We start from the raw sequence: 19,134 nt of genomic DNA, 5'->3' as shown, positions 1-19,134 counted from the left end.
GTATTTGGTGCTCAGTCTAGTGCCGGCGCTTGAGGGTGTCGGACGGCAGTTCGCCGAACTGTTTGCGGTAGCTGTCGGAGAACCGTCCCAGGTGCAAGAAGCCGTAATCCATGGCCACTTCCGTGACGTTGCGCACGTTGCAGGTCGGGTCACTCAGGCAGGCGTTGATGCGTTCGAGGCGCTTTTGCCGGATGTAGTTTTTCGGCGTGGCCCCCGCGTTGCGTTCGAACAAGCCATATAGCGAACGCACGCTCATCCGCGCCTGACGGGCCAGTTCTTCGCTGTCGATGTCTTGCTTGAGATGGCGCGCGATGTAGTCGGCAATGCTGTCGAACGTGGCCGACGGTGAACCGAGGCTAACGCGGCTGACATTGGTTTTCATCAGGCTGAGCATCTTGCTGACGATGATCTGCGCGTAGTGCTCCTGAACCTTGAGAATCTGCTCCGTGGCCTCAGCCTCCTGGCAAATCATCGCCAGCAGGTTAACGAAACCTTCCAGCTCATTGAGCTGATAACGGTTCTCCAGAAACCGCACCCCTTGCCCCGGGTACCGCCAGCGTTGCTCGTCGCACACCGATTCGAGCAAACGAGTGGGGACTTTCAGGATGAATTTTTCACAGTCGTCGGAATAGGTCAGGTCCACCGGTTCGTCGGGATTGATCAGCAGCAATTCACCAGGTTCGAAGTAGTGTTCCTGGCCATGACCACGCCATAGGCAGTGGCCGCGCAGCAAGACTTGCAGGTGATAAATGCTCTCCAGTGCGCCAGAAGTTACCCGCACGCTGGTGCCGTAGCTGATGCGGCACAGGTCCAGGCTGGCGAACTTGCGGTGATCGAGGCTGGCCAGCGGTCGGCCGGCGCGGGGCATGAGAATGCAATGGTTGCCGACATGCTGATTGACGTAGCCCGACACCGCGTAGGGGTCGGCGTGATCGAACACTCGGCTGCGCTGACTCAACAGTTGCGCTTGCATCATCGGTTCACTCTCATTGTTGTTATGGGTTACGTCGGGCCATTCCAGGGCGGTACTCGCAATGCTGTGTCAGTCGGCCGACGTAGTGCCAGCCAGTTAACCGAAAACCCTTGTGGGAGCGAGCAGGCTCGCTCCCACAAGGGTTATGCGCTTAGTCCTCCAGTGCGCGCACACGCTCCATGCGTTGCTGCTCCTCGGGTTGCGCAGACGACTGTAGCGTGAAGTCGAAGTCGATTTCGGCAAACCGACCACTGACACCGTGGGCCGCTGCGCGTTGTGGATCGTCGCTGAAGGCGATGTGGGCAATCAACTCATCGCGGGTGGCATAGGCAAAATCGTCGTGCAGATATTTGTCGCCATCGAGATTGATCTGGGTAGTCAGGTGGCGATGATCCGGCGCCGAGATGAAGAAGTGAATGTGCGCCGGCCGCTGACCATGACGACCCAATTGATCCAGCAGTTGCTGGGTCGGACCGTCCGGCGGGCAGCCGTAGCCCGACGGCACGATGCTGCGAAAACGGTAGCGACCCTCGGCATCGGTGACGATGCGCCGACGCAGGTTGAACTCCGATTGAGCGGTATCAAAGTAAGAATAAGTGCCGCCGGTATTGGCGTGCCAGACATCCACCACGGCCCCAGCCAACGGTTCACCCGCAGTGTTGCGAATCTGGCCCTGCATGAACAGCACCACGCCCGGATCGACGCCGTCATCCAGCCGCGCCTCGCCATTTGACAGCGGCGCACCCGCCACATACAGCGGGCCTTCGATAGTCCGCGGCGTGCCGCCGGATTTGCCGGCCTGCTCGTCTTCGGCGTCCATCAGCAAATCGAGGTAATGCTCCAGGCCGAGCCCGGCGACCAGCAGGCCAGCCTCTTGCCGCGCACCCAGCACGTTGAGGTAATTGACGGCTTTCCAGAACTCTTCCGGGGTCACGGCGAGGTCTTCGATGATGTTCACCGAATCGCGCAGGATCCGGTAAACCAGCGCCTTGACCCGCGGATCACCGGCCTCGTTGAGCAGACCGCTGGCCTCTTCGAGAAACTTCTGGGCACTGGCAGTGTGGGAAATCTTGACGTTCATGGTGGTTCCTCATCTTGTCATTATTATCGTAGCGAACTGAACAGGCTGGGTTCAGCGGTCATCCTCACGAATCGAAGAAGGATGCCGGCACATCGCGGTGACCTCGATGGCCATGTACGGGTACAGCGGCAATTGCATCAGCAGGTCGTGCAGTTCCTGAACGCTGTCGACGTCGAACACGCTGTAATTGGCGTAAAGCCCGGCGATGCGCCACAGGTGACGCCACTTGCCCTGCTCTTGCAGGCGCTGGGCCAGGGCTTTTTCGTCGGCCTTGAGCTGTGCGGCGCGCTCGGGGTTCATGTCGAGCGGCAGGTTTACGGTCATTTTTACGTGGAACAGCATGATGCTCTCCTCAGGCGTTTTGAATAGCGGTCGATGACTTGTCGCGACGGAAAAACGCCAGGCGTTCCTCATCCAGCGTCAGCCCCAGCCCCGGTGTGTTCGGTACGTGCAGCTCAAAATCGCGATATGCCAATGGCTCGGTGAGAATGTCCTCGGTCAGCAGCAACGGGCCGAACAGTTCAGTGTCCCAGGCCAGTTTGTGCAACGTAATAAAGGCATGGGCCGAGGCCAGCGTGCCGATCCCGCCTTCGAGCATGGTGCCGCCGTACAGGCCGATACCGGCCGCTTCGGCAATTGCAGCGGTTCGCAGCACGGCGCGTGGGCCACCGTTCTTGGCGATCTTCAGGGCGAACACCGAAGCGGCGCCCTCGCGCGCCAGGTTGAAGGCGTCTTCCACGCATTCGATGGACTCATCAGCCATGATCGGCGCCGGACTGATGGCATTCAGGCGCACCATGCCGGCGCGGTTGTTGCGCGAGATCGGTTGCTCGATCAAGTCGATGCCGTTGCTGCCGAGAATCCGGCAGGCGCGCAGCGCGACTGATTCGTCCCAGGCCTGGTTAACGTCGACCCGCACACTGGCGCGATCACCGAGGGCTTTTTGATCGCGATGACGTGCGCCAGGTCGCGATTGACTTCGCCGGCGCCGATTTTCAGCTTGAAGATCCGGTGGCGGCGCAGGTCGAGCATCTGCTCGGCTTCGGCGATGTCTTTGTCGGTGTCGCCGCTGGCCAGGGTCCAGGCCACCGGCAACGCATCGCGAACCCGACCACCGAGCAATTCGCTGACCGGTAGGCCGAGGCGCTTGCCTTGGGCGTCGAGCAAGGCGGTTTCGATGCCTGACTTGGCGAACGTATTACCGCGGATGCTCCGCTCCAGGCGCCACATCGCGGCGTTGACATTGCTGCTGTCCTCGCCGACCAGCAACGGTGCGAAATGTTTGTCGATGTTGGTCTTGATGCTGTCCGGGCTTTCGTTGCCGTACGCCAGGCCACCGATGGTGGTGGATTCGCCAATCCCTTCAATGCCATCGGCGCAGCGCACGCGGATGATCACCAGGGTCTGGTTCTGCATGGTGTGCATCGCCAGTTTGTGCGGGCGGATGGTCGGCAGATCGACGATGATCGTCTCGATCGATTCAATGGCTGTTGCACGCATGTCGATACCCGTCAGGTTCTTTAAGTTCTGAATCGGATTCTCATACGGCTTTTCAATAGCGGCCAATATAGAATTGGTCTGGCTTGATACCTTAAAGGTATTCAACTGATCAGCGTCTGGAGGCCTTATGGAACTGCGTCACCTGCGTTACTTTCAGGTGTTGGCTCAAACCCTCAACTTCACCCGCGCCGCCGAACGGCTGCACATCGCCCAGCCGCCCCTGAGCCGGCAGATCCAGCAACTGGAAGACGAACTCGGGGTGCAACTGCTTGAACGTGGGCGGCCGCTGAAGCTGACCGAGGCCGGGCGGTTTTTCCATGAGCACTCCAGTGCGCTGCTGGAGCAACTGAACAAGGTCTGCGACAACACGCGACGGATCGGTCTGGGCGAACAGACCTGGCTGGGCATCGGTTTCGCGCCGTCGACACTCTACGGCGTGCTGCCGGAACTGATCCGCCGCTTGCGCAACCATGAGCATCTGGAGCTCGAACTGGGGTTGTCGGAAATGACCACCCTGCAACAGGTGCAGGCGCTCAAGGCTGGGCGGATTGATGTCGGTTTCGGTCGAATCCGTATCGACGACCCGGCGATCATCCAGACCGTGCTGACCGAGGATCGGCTAGTCGCCGCCCTGCCCGCCGGTCACCCGTTGCTGGCAGGTCCCATCAGCCTGCGCGAACTGGCGAAGGAGCCTTTCGTGCTCTATCCCGGCAACCCGCGACCGAGTTACGCCGATCATGTGATCGCGCTATTCGAATCCTACGGCGTGAGCATCCATGTGGCGCAATGGACCAATGAACTGCAGACCGCGATCGGTCTGGTGGGCGCCGGCATCGGTGTCACCCTGGTGCCGGCCTCGGTGCAATTGCTGCACCGCGACGACATCGGCTTCACGCCGCTGCTGGAAGACAATGCCACCTCGCCGATTATTCTCAGTCGACGGGTGGGCGACGTGTCACCGGGGTTGAATCATTGTTTGCAGATGATTGATGAGCTGCTGCCGCGGGACTGAAATGAGATTGGGTGTGCAATGAATACCTGTGGCGAGGGGGCTTGCTTGTGGCGAGGGGGCTTGCCCCCGTTCGGCTGCGAAGCAGTCGTAAATCCTGCATATGCGGTATGTCTGACAGAATGCCGGGGGCCGCTTCACAGCCCAACGGGGGCAAGCCCCCTCGCCACAGGTTAAGTGTCTAAGTTTTAGGACTCAGTCCGTCAACCAGCAAACGCCCGGCGTCCTGCACTCATTTCGGTGCGAAGTTCGCCAATCAGGTTTGCAATGTCGCGAACTGTGGTCAGTCGCGATGGCGAGACATAGGGAAGCAACAGAGAGGTCCGCCCGGTCGAAGGCTCGTAGACCTTGATCCGTAGCGTCCCGTCGCGGTTCACCGTGCAGTCGCACGAGAGCGGACGAAAACCGGACTGCACAATGTGGCAAAGCTCTGGGACTGAAACCATGACGGGGGCCTCCATGGCTGTTGATCGGATCCAATCTGAACAGCATAGATCCGCTTTCCTTCCCGCGCTCGCGAATACCAACAATAAGTGTTATCTGCGTCTCACTTTGGTCAATCTCAATGGCTATCCCCGTCCCAAAACCAGTTCCAGATCCCCGGCAAACGGACCGGTTCTGAACTTTCGGTGACCGTGCGGGCCATCGCGGCTCGGAGCAACTGGGCTTGATCGTCATAAAACGGCTTCGGCGCGGTTTTCACCCCGGTAGCGCTGGCGCTGTCGAGCAGGATTTGCAGGTATTCGCGGGTGTGCCGGGCGGTGTAGCGATTGAGGTCGTGGAAAGTCACCACCACCGGAATCACCCCATCGACCGCAGGCAGTTCGCCTTGGGCGATGCGTTCCCGGACTTCCGAGAGCTGACGCAACATGTTCGCCCGTCGCCGGGGGCTGGCGTTGAAGCCCCAGATCTTGCCGTCGTTGGCGCTCAGGTCGGTCAATAACACGTGCATGCCATGTTGCTGATACGCGGCGAAGGTGCGCTTGTCGTAATTCCAGAACGGCGGACGCACCAGGGTCGGCGGCGCCCCGGTGATCGCGGCGATATCGGCACTGCCCTGGGTCAGTGACTTTTCCAGATCTTCAGGGCTCAACGAGCGATGGTTGGTGTGAAAGTGGGTGGCGGTGTGAAAACCGAGGATTTGCCCCTCGGCATGCTCGCGGTGCATGACCCGGCGACCGATGTCACTGTCGCCGGCCCGTGGCGCGCCGGTCTGCACAAAGAACACCGCTTTGATGTTCGGCTGCACCGGGTTTTGCGCGAGGCTGTCGAGCACCGTGTCGGTCGGGTTCCAGAAGCTTGATGCGCTCGGGCCGTCGTCAAAGGTCAGCAGAAAACGGATCGGCGGCTGCGCTTGCAGGCGCTGTTGCGTCTGGGGCGTCATTTCGATCGGAGCCGCAATGCAGCCCGCCAGCCCGACAACCAGGGTGAGCGCCGATAGAACCTTGAACAGTCGTGTCATGTTTTGCCTTGGGCCAGACCGTTGCGGTCGTCACGTTAATGGCAAAAACCCCTCGCCCGATGATCCTCCCGTGAGCCCGCAGGTGGCTGCGGGCTCAGGTTGGATTAGGGTACACAGTTTTGGTTCAAGTGCCGCTATTTTGGGTGTTTCATAGCTCCAGATCGAGCAACGCCGCACCCAGCGCCTTGCCGTGGGCGTCAAGAGCAAGGGAACGGGTGACGCCTCCGCGCAGAATGCCGGGCAAGACAAAGTTAAGCGCGTGGACGTTGGGCAGTTCGTAGCGTCGCAACGGTGGCCCGGATGGGTCCAGCAACTCGGCGAAATGCGCGGTGACTCGTTCCACCGTCAGCCACTGACACAAACGTGGATAGTCCTCGGCCCGAAAGGCAATCACCGAGATGTTGGAAGTGTCGCCCTTGTCGCCCGTTCGGGAATGGGCCAGCTCACGCAGCTTGATACCACTCATGCCATGTCCTCCGAATGAATCTGCACGGTGACGGCATCGCGCGGCAGTAACAGCGACGCCACCGCCACCACCTGGCGCACCGATTTGCTGGCGCCACCACCGCCGTAAGGGCCGTTGGTGTAGAGGGTTTCCACTTCGTTGCCAATGCGCACCGCTTCGGCGCGATCGGCACACCGGGCAGCCACACGCAAGCGCACTTCCCAGGGTTCGCTGTCCGCCCGCGCCCCCAGCTCAAGACCGTGCAAGGCATCAACGCCAATCAACTCGACGCGGATCTCTTCAAACGCCACACCCGTCAGTTTCAGGCGTTCCAACACCACTTCTCGCGCCAATCGCCCTCGCGCCAACGCACCCGGCCCGCCATAGGAGATCTGTCCCTCGCCGATCCAGCCATCGAGATAACCCACCGAGACTTTCAGGGATGGCGGTCGCTCCCGGCCGTCGGCGCCTACAGCCAGCACCTGATCCGGCCCTTGAACGGTGAATGACACAGCGGAAAAATCGGCGCTGACATCCGGCGTGAGGTAAGCCGCCGGGTCATGCACTTCATAGATCATCTGTTCGGTGCAGGTCGCGGTATCGATGCGCCCACCCGACCCGGCGACTTTGCTGATCACTGCGCGCCCCGTGGCGTCCACCTCGGCCAGTGGGAAACCCAGGCGCGCCAGATCCGGCACGTCCTTGAACCCCGGATCTGCAAAATAGCCGCCGCTGATCTGCCCGGCACATTCGAGCAAATGCCCGACCAACGTGCCACGTCCCAACAATGTCCAATCGTCCGTCGCCCAGCCGAATTCGAATATCTGCGGCGCGAGGAACAGTGACGGGTCCGCCACGCGACCGGTGATTACCACGTCGGCATCCGCGCGCAATGCGTCGATGATGCCGTCCACGCCCAGGTAGGCGTTGGCCGAAATCAGGCGCTCGCCCAACGACGCCAGCGTCTTGCCGTTATCCAGAGTCTGCGACGGATCATCCAGCAGGGTCGCCAGCACATCGTCGCCGCTGAGCGCGATCACTTTGAGCCCCGGCAACCCCAATTCCCCGGCGATCCGCCGCACTTCCCGCGCCGCCGCCAACGGGTTGGCCGCGCCCATGTTGGTGATCACCCGCAAGCGTCGGCGCTGACCATCGGCACCACGCCCGACAAAGGGCAGCACCCGGCGCATGCGCTCGCCCAGCAGCGGGTCGAAGCCGGCTTGCGGGTCGAGCAGACGCGCCTGCTGCGCTAGAGCGATGGTGCGCTCGGCCAGGCATTCGAACACCAGGTAATCCAGATCGCCGTGCTCGGCCAGTTCAATCGCTGGCTCAATGCGGTCGCCGGAGTAACCGGCACCGGAACCGATGCGTAAGGTTTTCATTCAGAAGACTCCAATGAGCAGCGCGGTCAGGGTCATGAGCACCGAGGCAGCGAACAGAAAAGGGATGGTGAAGCGCTGGTGGTCCGCCAGTTCGATCTTGCACAGCCCCACCAACAGGAACGTTGCCGGGGTCAGCGGGCTGACCGGGAACCCAGTGGTGTGCACGCCCAGCAGCGACGCCTGGGCCACTTGCAGCGGATCGACACCCAAGGCCCGGCCGACCTCGGCCACCACCGGCATGATGCCGAAATAGAAGGAATCGGGATCGAACAGCAGGCTCAAGGGCATCGAGATAAAACCCACCACCATCGGAATCAGCTTGCCGTGCCCGGCGGGAATCTGCGCCACCGCAACCTCGGCCATGGCCTTGAGCATCCCGCTGCCCTGCATGATCCCGGTGAAGACCCCGGCGGCGAGCAGAATACTGGCCATTGTCAGCGCAGTTTTCGCATGGGCGTCGATGCGCGCGCGTTGGGCGTCGACGTTGGGGTAGTTAATGCACAAGGCGAGCACTGTGCCGATCATGAACATCACCACCGGGTCGACGACCCCGGCAATCATCATGCCCATCACCACCACCGTCAGCACCAGGTTGAGCCAGAACAGCCGTGGCTTGCGCAGGGCAACTTCGGCCTCGGTCAGCACCCGTTGCGGCATCACCTCTACCGACGCCCCGGCGCCCAGGCCCAAACGTCGTTCTTCGCGGCGACCGAGGAACCAGGCACAGGTGAAGACGAACACCAGGCCGACGATCTGCACCGGGATCAACGGCTGAAACAGGTCGGCCACTGGCACATGCAATGCCGCCGAGGAACGCAGCACCGGGCCGGTCCAGGGCAAGAAGTTAACGCCGGCAGCCATGGCCGTGACGCAAGCGAGAATGCGTTTGTCCATGCCGAGGCGCGTGTACAACGGCAACATGGCCGGGATGGTCACCAGAAACGTCACTGCTCCCGAACCGTCCAGATGCACCAACAACGCCAACAGCGCGGTGCCCATAACGATGCGCGTCGGGCGAGTGCCGACTCGCTTCAGGATGCGGTCAATGATCGGGTCGAGCATGCCGGCGTCGGTCATCACGCCGAAGAACAGAATGGCGAACACAAACATCCCGACCACCGGGGCGACGTTCTTGATGCCGGTAATGATGAAGGCGCTGGTTTGCAGACCGAAACCACCGATCAACGCAGCAATGATCGGCAAGGCGATCAGTGCAACCAGGGGCGATAGGCGTTTGCTCATCACAGCAACAAGCAAACAGAGAATGGTGATGACACCGAGTGTGGCAAGCATGGGCAGGTCCTGTTTGGCATTTCTGCTCGCGGCGGCGATGAAATGCGCTGTTGTTGTTTTCATCGAGTATTGGAATTGCAGGTAATCTTTGTAAATTGAAATGTTCGGCTGCCAGCATTCGGAAAAACAAAATGAAGAACTCGATCCAGCACATCCGCGCCTTTCTGGTCGTGGCGCAAACCGGCAGCTTTTCCAAGGCAGCAGTCGCGCTGAACCTCTCGCCTTCGGCCCTGACCGTGCAGATTCAACAACTGGAAGACTGGCTCGGCGTCGCCCTGCTCGAACGCAGCCCACGGCATGTTGCGCTCACCAGCGCAGGACAAAGCGCGCTGTTGCCCATGGAAAAGCTGCTGCTGGACCTGGACAACATCGTCAGCGCGTCTAGGGATCTGGCGTCGTTGCGCCGGGGCGTGGTCACCATCGCCGCCCTGCCGTCGCTGTGTGCTGGCGCGCTACCGCCGCTGCTGAAACAGTTTCGCGAGCAGTTTCCGGGGGTCGAAGTACGGCTGCGGGACGTCGTGGCTCAACGGATCGACACGCTGGTACGTGATGGCGAGGTGGACTTCGGCCTCGGCGTGCGGGCGCGGATGAGCCATGGGCTGGAGTTTCAAACAGTGCTGGAGGATCGGCTGTGCCTGTTCATCCCCGCCAATCACCCGCTGGCCCGACGGAGCGCCGTCAAACTGAGCGAACTGACGGCGCAACCGATCATCCTGACCGGGCGCGACAGCAGCGTGCGGGAGCTTGTGGAGCAATTGTTCGCCGACGCGCAACTGCCGTTGTCGCCAGGACTGGAAGCCAATTACATGTCAACGGTGCTGGCGCTGGTGCGTCAGGGTCTGGGTGTGAGCCTGCTGCCCGAGTCAGCCGATGACGGTCGCGATGATCTAGTGAAAGTGCCGGTGGATCATCCCGGCGTCACCCGCCAGATTGGCCTGATCACCCGCACGGGCCAGGCCATGGCGCCGGCAGCACAGCGCTTTATCGACATGCTGCAGGGTGACGCGTTACTCGGCCAAGGACTTCTGGAATGAGTTGTCGATGATCGGCGCCGTCGCCAGTGCTGCCGGCAGTGCCTTGACCTTGAACAGGAAGTCCGCGGTGCTCTGCAAATCTGCCGCCGCTTGCTGATCCACCGGGCCGACGGTCATGTGTGCCTGGCGCAACCAATGGCGGGAAACGTCTTGATCGAGATTGGCCTTCTTTGCCCAGAGATCGGCATATTCGTCAGTGTGGTTGTCGACCCAGGCCCGGGCCTTTTTCAGGCGCCCGAGGAAGTCGGCGATGGCCTCGCGTTTGCTGTCGATTGACGGCGTCGAGGCAGCAATCGCGCTGAGGCCGGGCATCAGGTTTTTGGCTGTGAGAATCGGCCGGGCGCCGGAGAACAGAATCTGCTGGGAAATGTACGGTTCCCAGACCGGAAACGCATCGATACTGCCTTGGGGTAACGCTGCCGCAGCGTCGATCGGCATCAGTTTGATGAAGTCGACGTAGTCTTCCGGCAGGTCAGCTTGCTCCAGCGCACGCAAGGTCAGTTGCTGGCTCCAGGCGCCGGGCCAGTAGGCGATCTTCTTGCCCTTGAGGTCGGCGATAGTTTTGACCGGCGAATCCTTGGGCACCAACAAGGCGATGGTGTCCGGGTTCTGCCGTGACACGCCAATCAGCTTCACTGGTGCTTGCTTGGCGGCCAGGAACAGAAAGCCCGAATCACCGAGAAAGCCCAGGTCCAGCGCGCCGGTATTCAGCGCTTCTGCCAGCGGCGCGGCGGCCTGGAAGTGTTTCCAGTCGACGGTGTAAGGCGCGCCCTCCAACACACCCGACGCCTCGACCGAGGCGCGAACGTTGTAGTAGTTCTGGTCGCCGACATGCAGGACGACCGGTTCAGCGGCGTAGGAAAACGGCGCGGTAAACAGTGCGCTGGTCAGCAGGCTGCACAGGAATCGGGACAGGTTCATCGGAGGCTCCGGGGGTTATTCCGATAGACCATAACGCTCTTATTACAAGCTTTTTAAATTCGATTTATGCATAAGCTCATGACCAGTAACGGTCAGTGTTTGCCCAGCAACAGCGGCGCAACAGACTGTTTCACTATGCACATCGAATACCCCTAAAAAACCCCGTAAAGCCCCGAAAACCGTGAAATCCAACACATGGCACAGAGCCTGCAATATTCCTTTTATGCAGGACGCATTTATACAAACCAATAATCAGGACATAAGAATCCCGTTGCCTTGCCGGAGTTGCTCCCATGAGTTCCCTCTTCCGTTTCCCCAAAGCCAGGCACCTGATCAGCGCCGTCGCCATCGCCTTAAGTATGCAACCCATGGTCCAGGCCGCCGAAACAACCCCGGCCGAAGTGCATCTGGATTACGCCTATTACTCGCCAGTCAGCCTGGTGCTCAAGCACTTCGGCTTCCTGGAAAAAGCCCTGCCCCAGACCAAAGTCGGCTGGGTGCTGAGCCAAGGCAGCAACCGCTCTCTGGAATACCTGAACAGTGGCGGCGTTGACTTCGCCTCCTCCGCCAGCCTCGCGGCCGTGTTGAGCCGGGCCAACGGTAGCCCGATCAAGTCGGTGTACGTTTACAGCCGCGCCGAATGGACCGCGTTGGTGGTGCGCAAGGATTCGCCCTACAAGACCGTGGCCGATCTGAAAGGCAAGAAAATCGCCGCCACTAAAGGCACCGATCCGTATCTGTTTACGTTGCGTAGCCTGCAACAGGCAGGCTTGAGCAAGGACGATGTGGAGCTGGTGCATTTGCAACATCCGGACGGTCGCACCGCGCTGGAAAAAGGTGACGTCGACGCTTGGGCCGGGCTTGACCCGCACATGGCCGCCAGCCAGGTCCAGGCCGGTTCCCGGTTGCTCTATCGCAACACCAACTTCAACAGTTACGGCGTGGTCAGCGTCACTGATAGCTACGCCAAGGAACACCCGAAAACCATTGAAACCGTGCTCAACGCCTATGAACAGGCGCGGGAATGGGCGGATAAAAACCCGGAAGAACTGGCGAAACTGCTCGCCAGCGAATCCGGCCTGCCGCTGGAAGTGGCCAAACTGCAACTGTCGCGAACCGACCTGAGCAGCCCGCAATTGACCGCCAAGGATGTGCTTGCCTCCAAGGCCGCGGCGCCGATTCTGGTGTCCGAAGAACTGGTTCGCCGTGGGGTGAATGTCGACCAGGTCATTGATCAACTGATCGACACCGGCTTCAAAGAAACCGTGGCCCGCCAATAAAAGCACAGCCCCTGTAGGAGCGAGGCTTGCCCGCGAAGCTTTTGGCGTTTTCAAAGGCCCCTTCGCGGGCAAGCCTCGCTCCTACAGGGATGCGATCTTTGTCTGGAGAACCCCATGACCAGCAAAAGTAAAACCCTGCCCGCCCCTCTAACATTGCCCGCACCGCGTCGCCTGAACAACGCCTGGAAACTGCGCCTAAAAGGCCTCGCCCTGCCGGTGCTGATCATCCTGGTGCTGGAATTCGTCGTACGCATCGGCTGGCTGCCGTCCTACCAAATGCCCGCCCCCAGCGACGTGGCCCTGACCCTGAGTGATCTGGCTGAAGGCGCGCTATGGAAACACATCAGCGCCAGTCTGTTGCGGGTGCTACTGGGGTTCGCCATCGGTGCCAGCCTGGCCTTGGTGTTTGCCGCGTGGGTCGGTTTGAGCCGCGAAGCCGAAGCGTATCTGGAGCCGACCTTCGCCGGTCTGCGCTCGATTCCGAGCCTGGCCTGGGTGCCGCTGTTGCTGCTATGGCTGGGCATCGACGAGACCTCGAAAATCGTCCTGATCGCCATCGGCGCCTTCTTCCCGGTGTACCTCAACGGCGTCGCGGCGATCCGCGACATCGACCGCAAACTGGTGGAAGTCGGGCAGATGTATGGTTTCAGTCGGGCCCGGCTGGTGCGGCGGATTCTGTTGCCCGCCGCCCTGCCCGGCCTGTTCACCGGACTGCGCAGCGGCATGAGCCTGGCCTGGATGTTTCTGGTGGCCGCCGAACTGATCGCCGCGACCAAAGGCTTGGGCTATCTGCTCAGTGATGGTCGCGAAACCTCACGTCCGGACATCGTCCTGGCCGCCATCATCGTGCTGGCGGTACTGGGCAAACTCAGCGACGGCATCCTCGCCGGCCTGGAGAAACGCTTCCTGGCCTGGCGCGACACCTTCAACGGCCAAAGCGCAGAGGATTGAGCCATGACCGAACACCTGCTGGACATTCGCGTGGAGCGCAAAACCTTCGCCGCTACCACCGTGCTCAACAACATTCATCTGCAATTGAACCCCGGGAAGCCGTCAGTTTGCTGGGCCCCAGCGGTTGCGGCAAAAGTACCTTGCTGCGGATCGTTGCCGGGCTGGAAAAGGACTTTCAGGGCGAACTGCACAACAACGCCGGCGAAGTCGCATTCGTGTTTCAGGAACCGCGGCTGATGCCGTGGCTGACGGTGGAACAAAACATCGGTTTCAGCGCCGACAACCAGTACGACAAGGCCTGGGTTGCGCAATTGATCGAGGAAGTCGGCCTCGGCGGTTTCGCCCAGGCATTGCCCAAGGCCTTGTCCGGCGGCATGGCGCAACGGGTGGCGATTGCGCGCGGCTTGTATTCGCGCCCGCAGGTGCTGTTGTTGGACGAACCGTTCAGCGCAGTGGACGCCTTCACCCGGATGAAACTCCAGGACCTGCTGCTGCAACTGGCCGAGCGCCACGCCATCGCACTGCTGCTGGTGACCCATGATGTCGATGAAGCGCTGTACCTGAGTGATCGGGTGCTGGTGATGGACAATCGACCCAGCAGCATTCGCCAGGAATTGGCGGTAGACCTGGCCCATCCCCGTGATCGCCGCGATCCATTGCTCGCACGACTCAAGGCGTTGTCATTGACTGAGTTGCAGCGGGCTCATGTCATCTGACGCAGATAAGGCTGAAATCTTCAGCCGACGCCTGATGAACTTGTCTATACAAATTAAAAATTTAAACGTTACATCGAGTGTTTCAGTAAAGAGACACTTATATAAGCGTGGCCATTTGACGCATCAACCGCTGGTCTGACATTTCAACCGTCATACATACATTTAGAATGACTGCAGATAGCATGCGCGCCGTATTTCCATAAACGCCTCCCAGTTGACCAAAGAGTCAACAACCCGAATAAATCCCTACAACTTTTACATACCTTGCAGAGAAATAAGTGCGCGACGATTTTGCAATCCATCAAGTCGGTGGGCTGGAGTGTGTCTATCTTTCGATGACAGAACACTTGCAACTCGACGGCTTTATCGGCCATTACATAAAGACTCGAAACCTGCGCTCAGTCGCTGACATCAACAGCACTTTGCGCTCAACCTTGCAAAGCTATCCGGGCAAGCCGCCGGTGATGGTGAATGAACTCAATGCCTGGATCGATAAAACACTCGGTTACCGAGCCGCTCATCCCGACTTCCCTCAGTTGGAAGACGTTTAGGGCAATGCTTGCGGGCTAATACAGCATAAGTACTGAACGAACCCTGAACAGAAACACTCTCAATAAAAAGGCGCAGCGGCCTCTTTTTTCAGGCGAACCCTTTCTGCATGAGGGCAATACCGCAGATCTCTCTGAATTTCCTATTTGACGACGGGCCTAAGTCTTGATGGCTTCAGGAGGAATACATGAGCGAACTTATTCCTTATGCCGTGCACTATTTGCTCGACGGTGTGCGACAGCACTTTTTCAAACTGGCGGCGGGGTTTTCCGATGTCGAGGCGATTCGTTCGGCCTCCGCCCATGCTTATCCCCAAACCGGTCACAAGATTGCCCCATGCGCCAGCCTCGAAACTGCGCGGGACAAAGCGTTGCAATTGGGTATTACGCAAATACGCTGGAATGAAGCTATTTGATTCTGCTTGATGCCTGCTAAAAGATCGCAGCCTTCGGCAGCTCCTACATAGGAACACAATCCCCTGTAGATACCGTCTTGAATCTCACCGAGCAAGCGCAAATTCAGGGTCATATGGCTGGCCCGATTTGAGCACTGCGTAAACGTAATGCAGCAGCTTGCGCATGGCAGCACAGATGATCTGCTTGGGGGCCTTGCCGTTGGCCTTCAGGCGATCTTTCATGGCGATTATTGCTTTGTTGTGTTGCAACGCGACCAAGCCCGGCATGTATAGGCCTGCGCGCAAGCGCGCTGAGCCGATTTTCGAGATCGGGCTGCGGCCCTTGAGGAGCCCTGATTCCTGGAGTTCTGGATTCAGGCCAGCAGCCGCGACAAGTTTTCGAGGATCGTCGTACTTGCGCAGGTCGCCCAGCTCAGCCAGCAACCGCTCAAGCGTTTTCTCGCCAATGCCGTCGATGGTCACGACCAAGTCGCGCATCTGGCGCATGTCGGGGTCGTCATCGATATGTTTTTTGATCGCCTTGTGGGTTTCAACGATTTCTTTTTCGATGTGGCCAATCACCGAGTTGATCGACTCTTTGACCTTTTCGTCGGACACGTCCAGACGATTACGCTCCATTTGCTCCATCTCTTGAAGGTCATCCAGGCGACGAACCATGGCCTTCAGTTGGCGGAACTTCAGCGGTTCCGGAGCCCAAAGCTTGAGCTTTTCATTTTTTTCTTTGGCGAAGTCGGCGATCAGCTTGGCATCACTCTTGTCGGTTTTGATCCGACGTAACTCGCTGCCCGCATACGCGTGAGTCGTGGCCGGATTCACCACGCAGACCCGATAACCCTTGTTGTAGACGAACTCGGCGAGCTCCAGATGATAGACACTGGTCGCTTCCATCACGATCAGGGTCGAAGGCTCGGCCTGCTTCTGCAACCAGGCTTCAAACTCTTTGAAACCCTTGGAATTGTTAGCCAGTTTGGCCTTGGTTTTATGCTTGCCATTTGGCAGATGTGTAGCGATATCAAAGGTGTTTTTAGCGACATCGACGCCGACGAAACTGGACATAACACTCTCCCAATCAGATCAATTGCGATCATCACTGCACTCTGTCCGACCTTGCGAATGCGGGCTCTAGCCAGAGGCGGGCCCAAGATACCGTTCGAACTATACGAGTGAGTGCGGAGGGTTGGAGCACGATCTACGTCACAGGCAAAAAGCCTAAGGAGCTGCACGGCTTCCAGGTCCCTCCCTCGATGATCAGTCGAGAACTATCGCTCCTGACGGAGCGATAGTCGAGATACAAGGAGCTGCCGAAGGCTGCGATCTTTTGACTTTAAGGTTTAAGCGGAATTTCTACGTCGAGATCTGACAGCTCTTTACCATCGTCAGGATGCTTCCAGTCCGGCATCGAGCGTCTCTGGCGCTCAATTTCTTCTTCACTCGGTTCATCCGTGTCTTCATCCAGGTCCGGCTGCTTGGGTTCAGTTGCCATGTCCACCTCTCTTCCTGAAGCGATCAACTACCAGCTTTAAGCGTAGAACAGATTCACCCGCCCGGCTCAAAGCCACCAGCGCAGCAAAAAGAAGAACCCCATGCTCAACAGCATGCTGAGCAGCGTATTACGGGTGTAAAGCACCAATCCTACGGCCACCAGCGAGCTGAGCAGATAAGGGTTGTCCCAGTGCAGGTTCAGTTGTTTGTCCGGCATAAACACAATCGGCCCGCAGATGGCCGTGAGCATGCCCGGCACCGCAAAACCGAGAAACTGCCGCGCATTGCTGCTCAACCGCACCGGCAATCGGGGCTCAAGAAACACGTAGCGGTTCAGAAACACCAAAACACCCATGCCGATAATCACTGCCCAGACGATCATGTGCGCTCCCGGGAAAACTTGTTGCAGATAAACCCGGCGGTCATGCCCGCCAACCCTGACAACACCAGGGCCGAGCCCCATTGCCAGTAGCTGAACAGCACCGAACAGAACAGCGACACCGCCACACAGACCACCGTCGGCACGTTACGCACCACGGGTGTAATCAGGGCGATAAAGGTCGCCGCGATGGAGAAATCCAGCCCCAGATGTTCCAGGCCCGGAATGCTGCTGCCGAGCACGATGCCGGCCAGGGTGAAGAGGTTCCAGGCGATGTAGAACGTCAGCCCCACGCCCAAGGCGTACCAGCGGTTGAACTGCTGTTTGTCGTGTTGACTGGTCAGGGCGAACAACTCGTCGGTGAGCAAAAAGCCCAACCCCACCCGCCAGCGACCCGGCAACGGTGAAATCACCGAACGCATGCTCATCCCGTACAGCAAATGCTGGGAGGTCAGCAGCAGCGTGGTCAGCAGGATTGAAAAGACCCCGGCCCCGCCCTTGAGCATGCCGATCGCCACCAGTTGCGCGGCACCGGCAAACACGATGCTCGACAAACCTTGACCTTGCAGGGGCGTCAGGTTGGCCTCGATGGCCATGGAACCGGCCAACAGCCCCCAGGGCGCGGTGGCCAGGGACAGCGGCATGATCGCCGCCGCACCCCGCAGAAAGGCACTGCGCGGCATGAGTGAATTTGACATAACGCTCTACAACCCGTGGAAGGACCAACGACTGTGCCAGCAGACGGCGTCGAAGGCTTGAACAATCTTGCGCACTTTCAAGGAATGCACGTTGCCAACTGCCAGTCAGTTAAGAGATGGAATTGGCGATGAGTTATCTGTGGCGAGGGAGCTTGCTCCCGTTGGACTGCGTAGCAGTCCCCTGCTTTTAGGGATAAGCAGGGGCCGCTTCGCAGCCCAGCGGGAGCAAGCTCCCTCGCCACAGGTTCGGTGCCAGACTTAACTGATCGGCATTACTCACGTTGCGCTGCCTTTCATCGGCTGCCGGCTTGCTTCGCCACGGCAGTATCAACATGATGGCGCTGCATTTCTCCTTGAGGCCGGCCCTTTATGAGTTCCGTCGACAACGACAGCGATGTCTACAAAACCCTGCTTGAGTCGACCAAGGCGATTCCTTGGCGGATCGACTGGAAAACCATGACGTTCAGCTACATCGGCCCGCAAATCGAAAGCTTGCTCGGCTGGAAGCAGGACAGTTGGACCTCGGTCAATGACTGGGTCGAGCGCATGCACCCGGATGACCGCGACTACGTCGTGGACTTCTGCGTGTCGCAATCCCGGGCCGGCGTCGATCATGAGGCCGACTATCGTGCGTTGACCGAAAACGGCGACTACGTGTGGATTCGCGATGTGGTGCACGTGGTGCGCAAGGACGGTGAAGTGGAGGCGCTGGTGGGCTTCATGTTCGATATCAGCGAGCGCAAGAAAACCGAAGAACACCTGATTCGCCTGCAGAAGCAGCTCGAAGAATATTCGTTCCAGGACGGCCTCACCGGCATCGCCAACCGGCGCATGTTCGACACCGTGCTGGAACGCGAATGGAGCAATGCCCAGCGCACCGGATTGCCACTGTCGTTGCTGATTCTGGATATCGACTACTTCAAGCAGTACAACGATCACTACGGCCACATTCAGGGTGACGAATGCCTGCGGCGCGTGGCGCAAACCTTGTCCCGGGCCGCTAACCGGCCACGGGATTTCATCGCTCGGATCGGCGGCGAAGAGTTCGTCTGGCTGCTGCCGGAATCCGATGCCGAGTCCGCCAGGCTGGTGGCGCGCAAATGCCTGCACTTGATTCGCCAGCAGCAAATTCCCCATGAGTTTTCGACGGTTTCAGCGCTGGTGACCCTGAGTCTGGGCGTTGGCACCACCGTCGTACACCTGGGCGATAGCGCAGTGAACTTCGTCGAACAGGTCGACAAATTGCTTTACCGGGCCAAGCACAATGGGCGGATGCGCGCCGAGTTCGGCGATTTCCGTGATTAAAAGCGCGGTTGACAAACACATCGGCGCCTTTTAAAACTGAGCGCCTCATTCAGGGTGTCAGCAACATGTCCGCAACCTTCAACCTCAACACCGTCGTCATTGGCTTGATTGCCAAGGCGCAAGGTTGCGTTGCGAACACCCTCAAATCGAAGAAACAGTCGCTCATGTGACCGGGGCGCGCTGTCCCGTCAGATGAGCTGACAGGACATTGAGCGCGACGGGCACCCTTCCCTTGCTTACTTTCCTTCTACGCTTCTGA

At 59.4% G+C, this 19,134-nt stretch carries 20 protein-coding genes and 2 pseudogenes; 8 read left to right on the top strand and 14 right to left on the bottom strand.

Annotated features, from left to right (window positions below; genetic code table 11):
* Positions 1 to 16: 16 nt before the first annotated feature.
* The 4 genes and pseudogenes from RHM58_RS22680 to RHM58_RS22665 all read right to left on the bottom strand — a co-directional run bounded on the left by RHM58_RS22680 (position 17) and on the right by RHM58_RS22665 (position 3,554).
* Complete coding sequence (locus tag RHM58_RS22680) at positions 17 to 976, bottom strand: AraC family transcriptional regulator (protein ID WP_322268255.1); 960 nt, start codon at positions 974 to 976, stop codon at positions 17 to 19.
* A gap of 148 nt (positions 977 to 1,124) precedes the next feature.
* Entirely contained in the window at positions 1,125 to 2,054 is a 930-nt protein-coding gene (gene catA / locus RHM58_RS22675) for a catechol 1,2-dioxygenase (RefSeq protein ID WP_322268254.1), read from the bottom strand.
* A 51-nt stretch (positions 2,055 to 2,105) separates the two neighbouring features.
* Positions 2,106 to 2,396, bottom strand: coding sequence for a muconolactone Delta-isomerase (gene catC, locus RHM58_RS22670; RefSeq protein ID WP_322268253.1), 291 nt, complete (start codon positions 2,394 to 2,396; stop codon positions 2,106 to 2,108).
* Between the two features lie 10 nt (positions 2,397 to 2,406).
* Positions 2,407 to 3,554, bottom strand: a pseudogene (locus RHM58_RS22665) (muconate cycloisomerase family protein).
* A gap of 127 nt (positions 3,555 to 3,681) precedes the next feature.
* Between RHM58_RS22665 and RHM58_RS22660 the strand changes: the two are divergent.
* Positions 3,682 to 4,566, top strand: a complete 885-nt coding sequence (locus tag RHM58_RS22660; RefSeq protein WP_322268252.1) for a LysR family transcriptional regulator — start codon at positions 3,682 to 3,684, stop codon at positions 4,564 to 4,566.
* 200 nt (positions 4,567 to 4,766) lie between these two features.
* On the opposite strand, the gene RHM58_RS22655 is transcribed toward RHM58_RS22660, so the two are convergent.
* From RHM58_RS22655 to RHM58_RS22635, 5 genes are all read right to left on the bottom strand, one after another.
* The gene (locus RHM58_RS22655; protein ID WP_201257476.1) at positions 4,767 to 5,009 is read right to left on the bottom strand and encodes a DUF1652 domain-containing protein; all 243 of its coding nucleotides are present in this window, start codon (positions 5,007 to 5,009) and stop codon (positions 4,767 to 4,769) included.
* 116 nt (positions 5,010 to 5,125) lie between these two features.
* The gene (locus RHM58_RS22650) at positions 5,126 to 6,025 is read right to left on the bottom strand and encodes a polysaccharide deacetylase family protein (RefSeq protein ID WP_201257477.1); all 900 of its coding nucleotides are present in this window, start codon (positions 6,023 to 6,025) and stop codon (positions 5,126 to 5,128) included.
* A gap of 148 nt (positions 6,026 to 6,173) precedes the next feature.
* A complete protein-coding gene (locus tag RHM58_RS22645) occupies positions 6,174 to 6,491 on the bottom strand; it encodes a hypothetical protein (protein WP_201257478.1) in 318 nt (105 codons plus the stop codon).
* Positions 6,488 to 7,852 (bottom strand): acyclic terpene utilization AtuA family protein, encoded by a 1,365-nt coding sequence (locus tag RHM58_RS22640; protein ID WP_322268251.1) that lies wholly within the window; start codon positions 7,850 to 7,852, stop codon positions 6,488 to 6,490. Before RHM58_RS22640 ends, RHM58_RS22645 begins: the two co-directional genes overlap by 4 nt.
* Entirely contained in the window at positions 7,853 to 9,145 is a 1,293-nt protein-coding gene (locus RHM58_RS22635; RefSeq protein WP_322268250.1) for a CitMHS family transporter, read from the bottom strand.
* Between the two features lie 131 nt (positions 9,146 to 9,276).
* On the opposite strand from RHM58_RS22635, the gene RHM58_RS22630 reads away from it, so the two are divergent.
* Positions 9,277 to 10,179 carry a LysR family transcriptional regulator gene (locus RHM58_RS22630; RefSeq protein WP_322268249.1) on the top strand — a complete coding sequence of 301 codons (903 nt, stop codon included), beginning with the start codon at positions 9,277 to 9,279 and terminating at the stop codon, positions 10,177 to 10,179.
* On the opposite strand, the gene RHM58_RS22625 is transcribed toward RHM58_RS22630, so the two are convergent.
* On the bottom strand, positions 10,153 to 11,100 hold the full coding sequence (locus RHM58_RS22625) for an ABC transporter substrate-binding protein (protein ID WP_322268248.1): 948 nt from the start codon (positions 11,098 to 11,100) through the stop codon (positions 10,153 to 10,155). The two genes, RHM58_RS22630 and RHM58_RS22625, sit on opposite strands and share 27 nt — an antisense overlap.
* 293 nt (positions 11,101 to 11,393) lie before the next feature.
* Between RHM58_RS22625 and RHM58_RS22620 the strand changes: the two genes are divergently transcribed.
* From RHM58_RS22620 to RHM58_RS22600, 5 genes and pseudogenes are all read left to right on the top strand, one after another.
* Complete coding sequence (locus RHM58_RS22620; protein WP_322268247.1) at positions 11,394 to 12,380, top strand: aliphatic sulfonate ABC transporter substrate-binding protein; 987 nt, start codon at positions 11,394 to 11,396, stop codon at positions 12,378 to 12,380.
* 114 nt (positions 12,381 to 12,494) lie between these two features.
* Positions 12,495 to 13,331 (top strand): ABC transporter permease, encoded by an 837-nt coding sequence (locus RHM58_RS22615; protein ID WP_201257484.1) that lies wholly within the window; start codon positions 12,495 to 12,497, stop codon positions 13,329 to 13,331.
* Positions 13,332 to 13,334: 3 nt separating this feature from the next.
* Positions 13,335 to 14,047 (top strand): annotated as a pseudogene (locus RHM58_RS22610) (ABC transporter ATP-binding protein).
* 278 nt (positions 14,048 to 14,325) lie between these two features.
* Positions 14,326 to 14,598, top strand: coding sequence for a hypothetical protein (locus tag RHM58_RS22605; RefSeq protein ID WP_201257486.1), 273 nt, complete (start codon positions 14,326 to 14,328; stop codon positions 14,596 to 14,598).
* Positions 14,599 to 14,783: 185 nt separating this feature from the next.
* Entirely contained in the window at positions 14,784 to 15,011 is a 228-nt protein-coding gene (locus RHM58_RS22600) for a hypothetical protein (RefSeq protein ID WP_201257487.1), read from the top strand.
* Between the two features lie 84 nt (positions 15,012 to 15,095).
* On the opposite strand, the gene RHM58_RS22595 is transcribed toward RHM58_RS22600, so the two are convergent.
* The 4 genes from RHM58_RS22595 to RHM58_RS22580 form a co-directional block, all read right to left on the bottom strand.
* The gene (locus tag RHM58_RS22595; RefSeq protein WP_322268246.1) at positions 15,096 to 16,067 is read right to left on the bottom strand and encodes an IS110 family transposase; all 972 of its coding nucleotides are present in this window, start codon (positions 16,065 to 16,067) and stop codon (positions 15,096 to 15,098) included.
* 268 nt (positions 16,068 to 16,335) lie between these two features.
* Entirely contained in the window at positions 16,336 to 16,494 is a 159-nt protein-coding gene (locus RHM58_RS22590; RefSeq protein ID WP_201257488.1) for a hypothetical protein, read from the bottom strand.
* Between the two features lie 66 nt (positions 16,495 to 16,560).
* Positions 16,561 to 16,872, bottom strand: coding sequence for an AzlD domain-containing protein (locus RHM58_RS22585; protein WP_322270883.1), 312 nt, complete (start codon positions 16,870 to 16,872; stop codon positions 16,561 to 16,563).
* Positions 16,872 to 17,570 (bottom strand): AzlC family ABC transporter permease, encoded by a 699-nt coding sequence (locus RHM58_RS22580; protein WP_201202932.1) that lies wholly within the window; start codon positions 17,568 to 17,570, stop codon positions 16,872 to 16,874. The genes RHM58_RS22585 and RHM58_RS22580 overlap by 1 nt, the downstream gene beginning before the upstream one ends.
* A 369-nt stretch (positions 17,571 to 17,939) precedes the next feature.
* Between RHM58_RS22580 and RHM58_RS22575 the strand changes: the two genes are divergently transcribed.
* Positions 17,940 to 18,875, top strand: coding sequence for a sensor domain-containing diguanylate cyclase (locus RHM58_RS22575; RefSeq protein WP_322268245.1), 936 nt, complete (start codon positions 17,940 to 17,942; stop codon positions 18,873 to 18,875).
* Positions 18,876 to 19,134: the final 259 nt, after the last annotated feature.

Source organism: Pseudomonas sp. 10S4 (genome assembly GCF_034344865.1).
Lineage (GTDB): Bacteria > Pseudomonadota > Gammaproteobacteria > Pseudomonadales > Pseudomonadaceae > Aquipseudomonas.
Note: the sequence above shows the minus strand (reverse complement) of the source record. Positions and strands in the feature narration are given on the sequence as shown.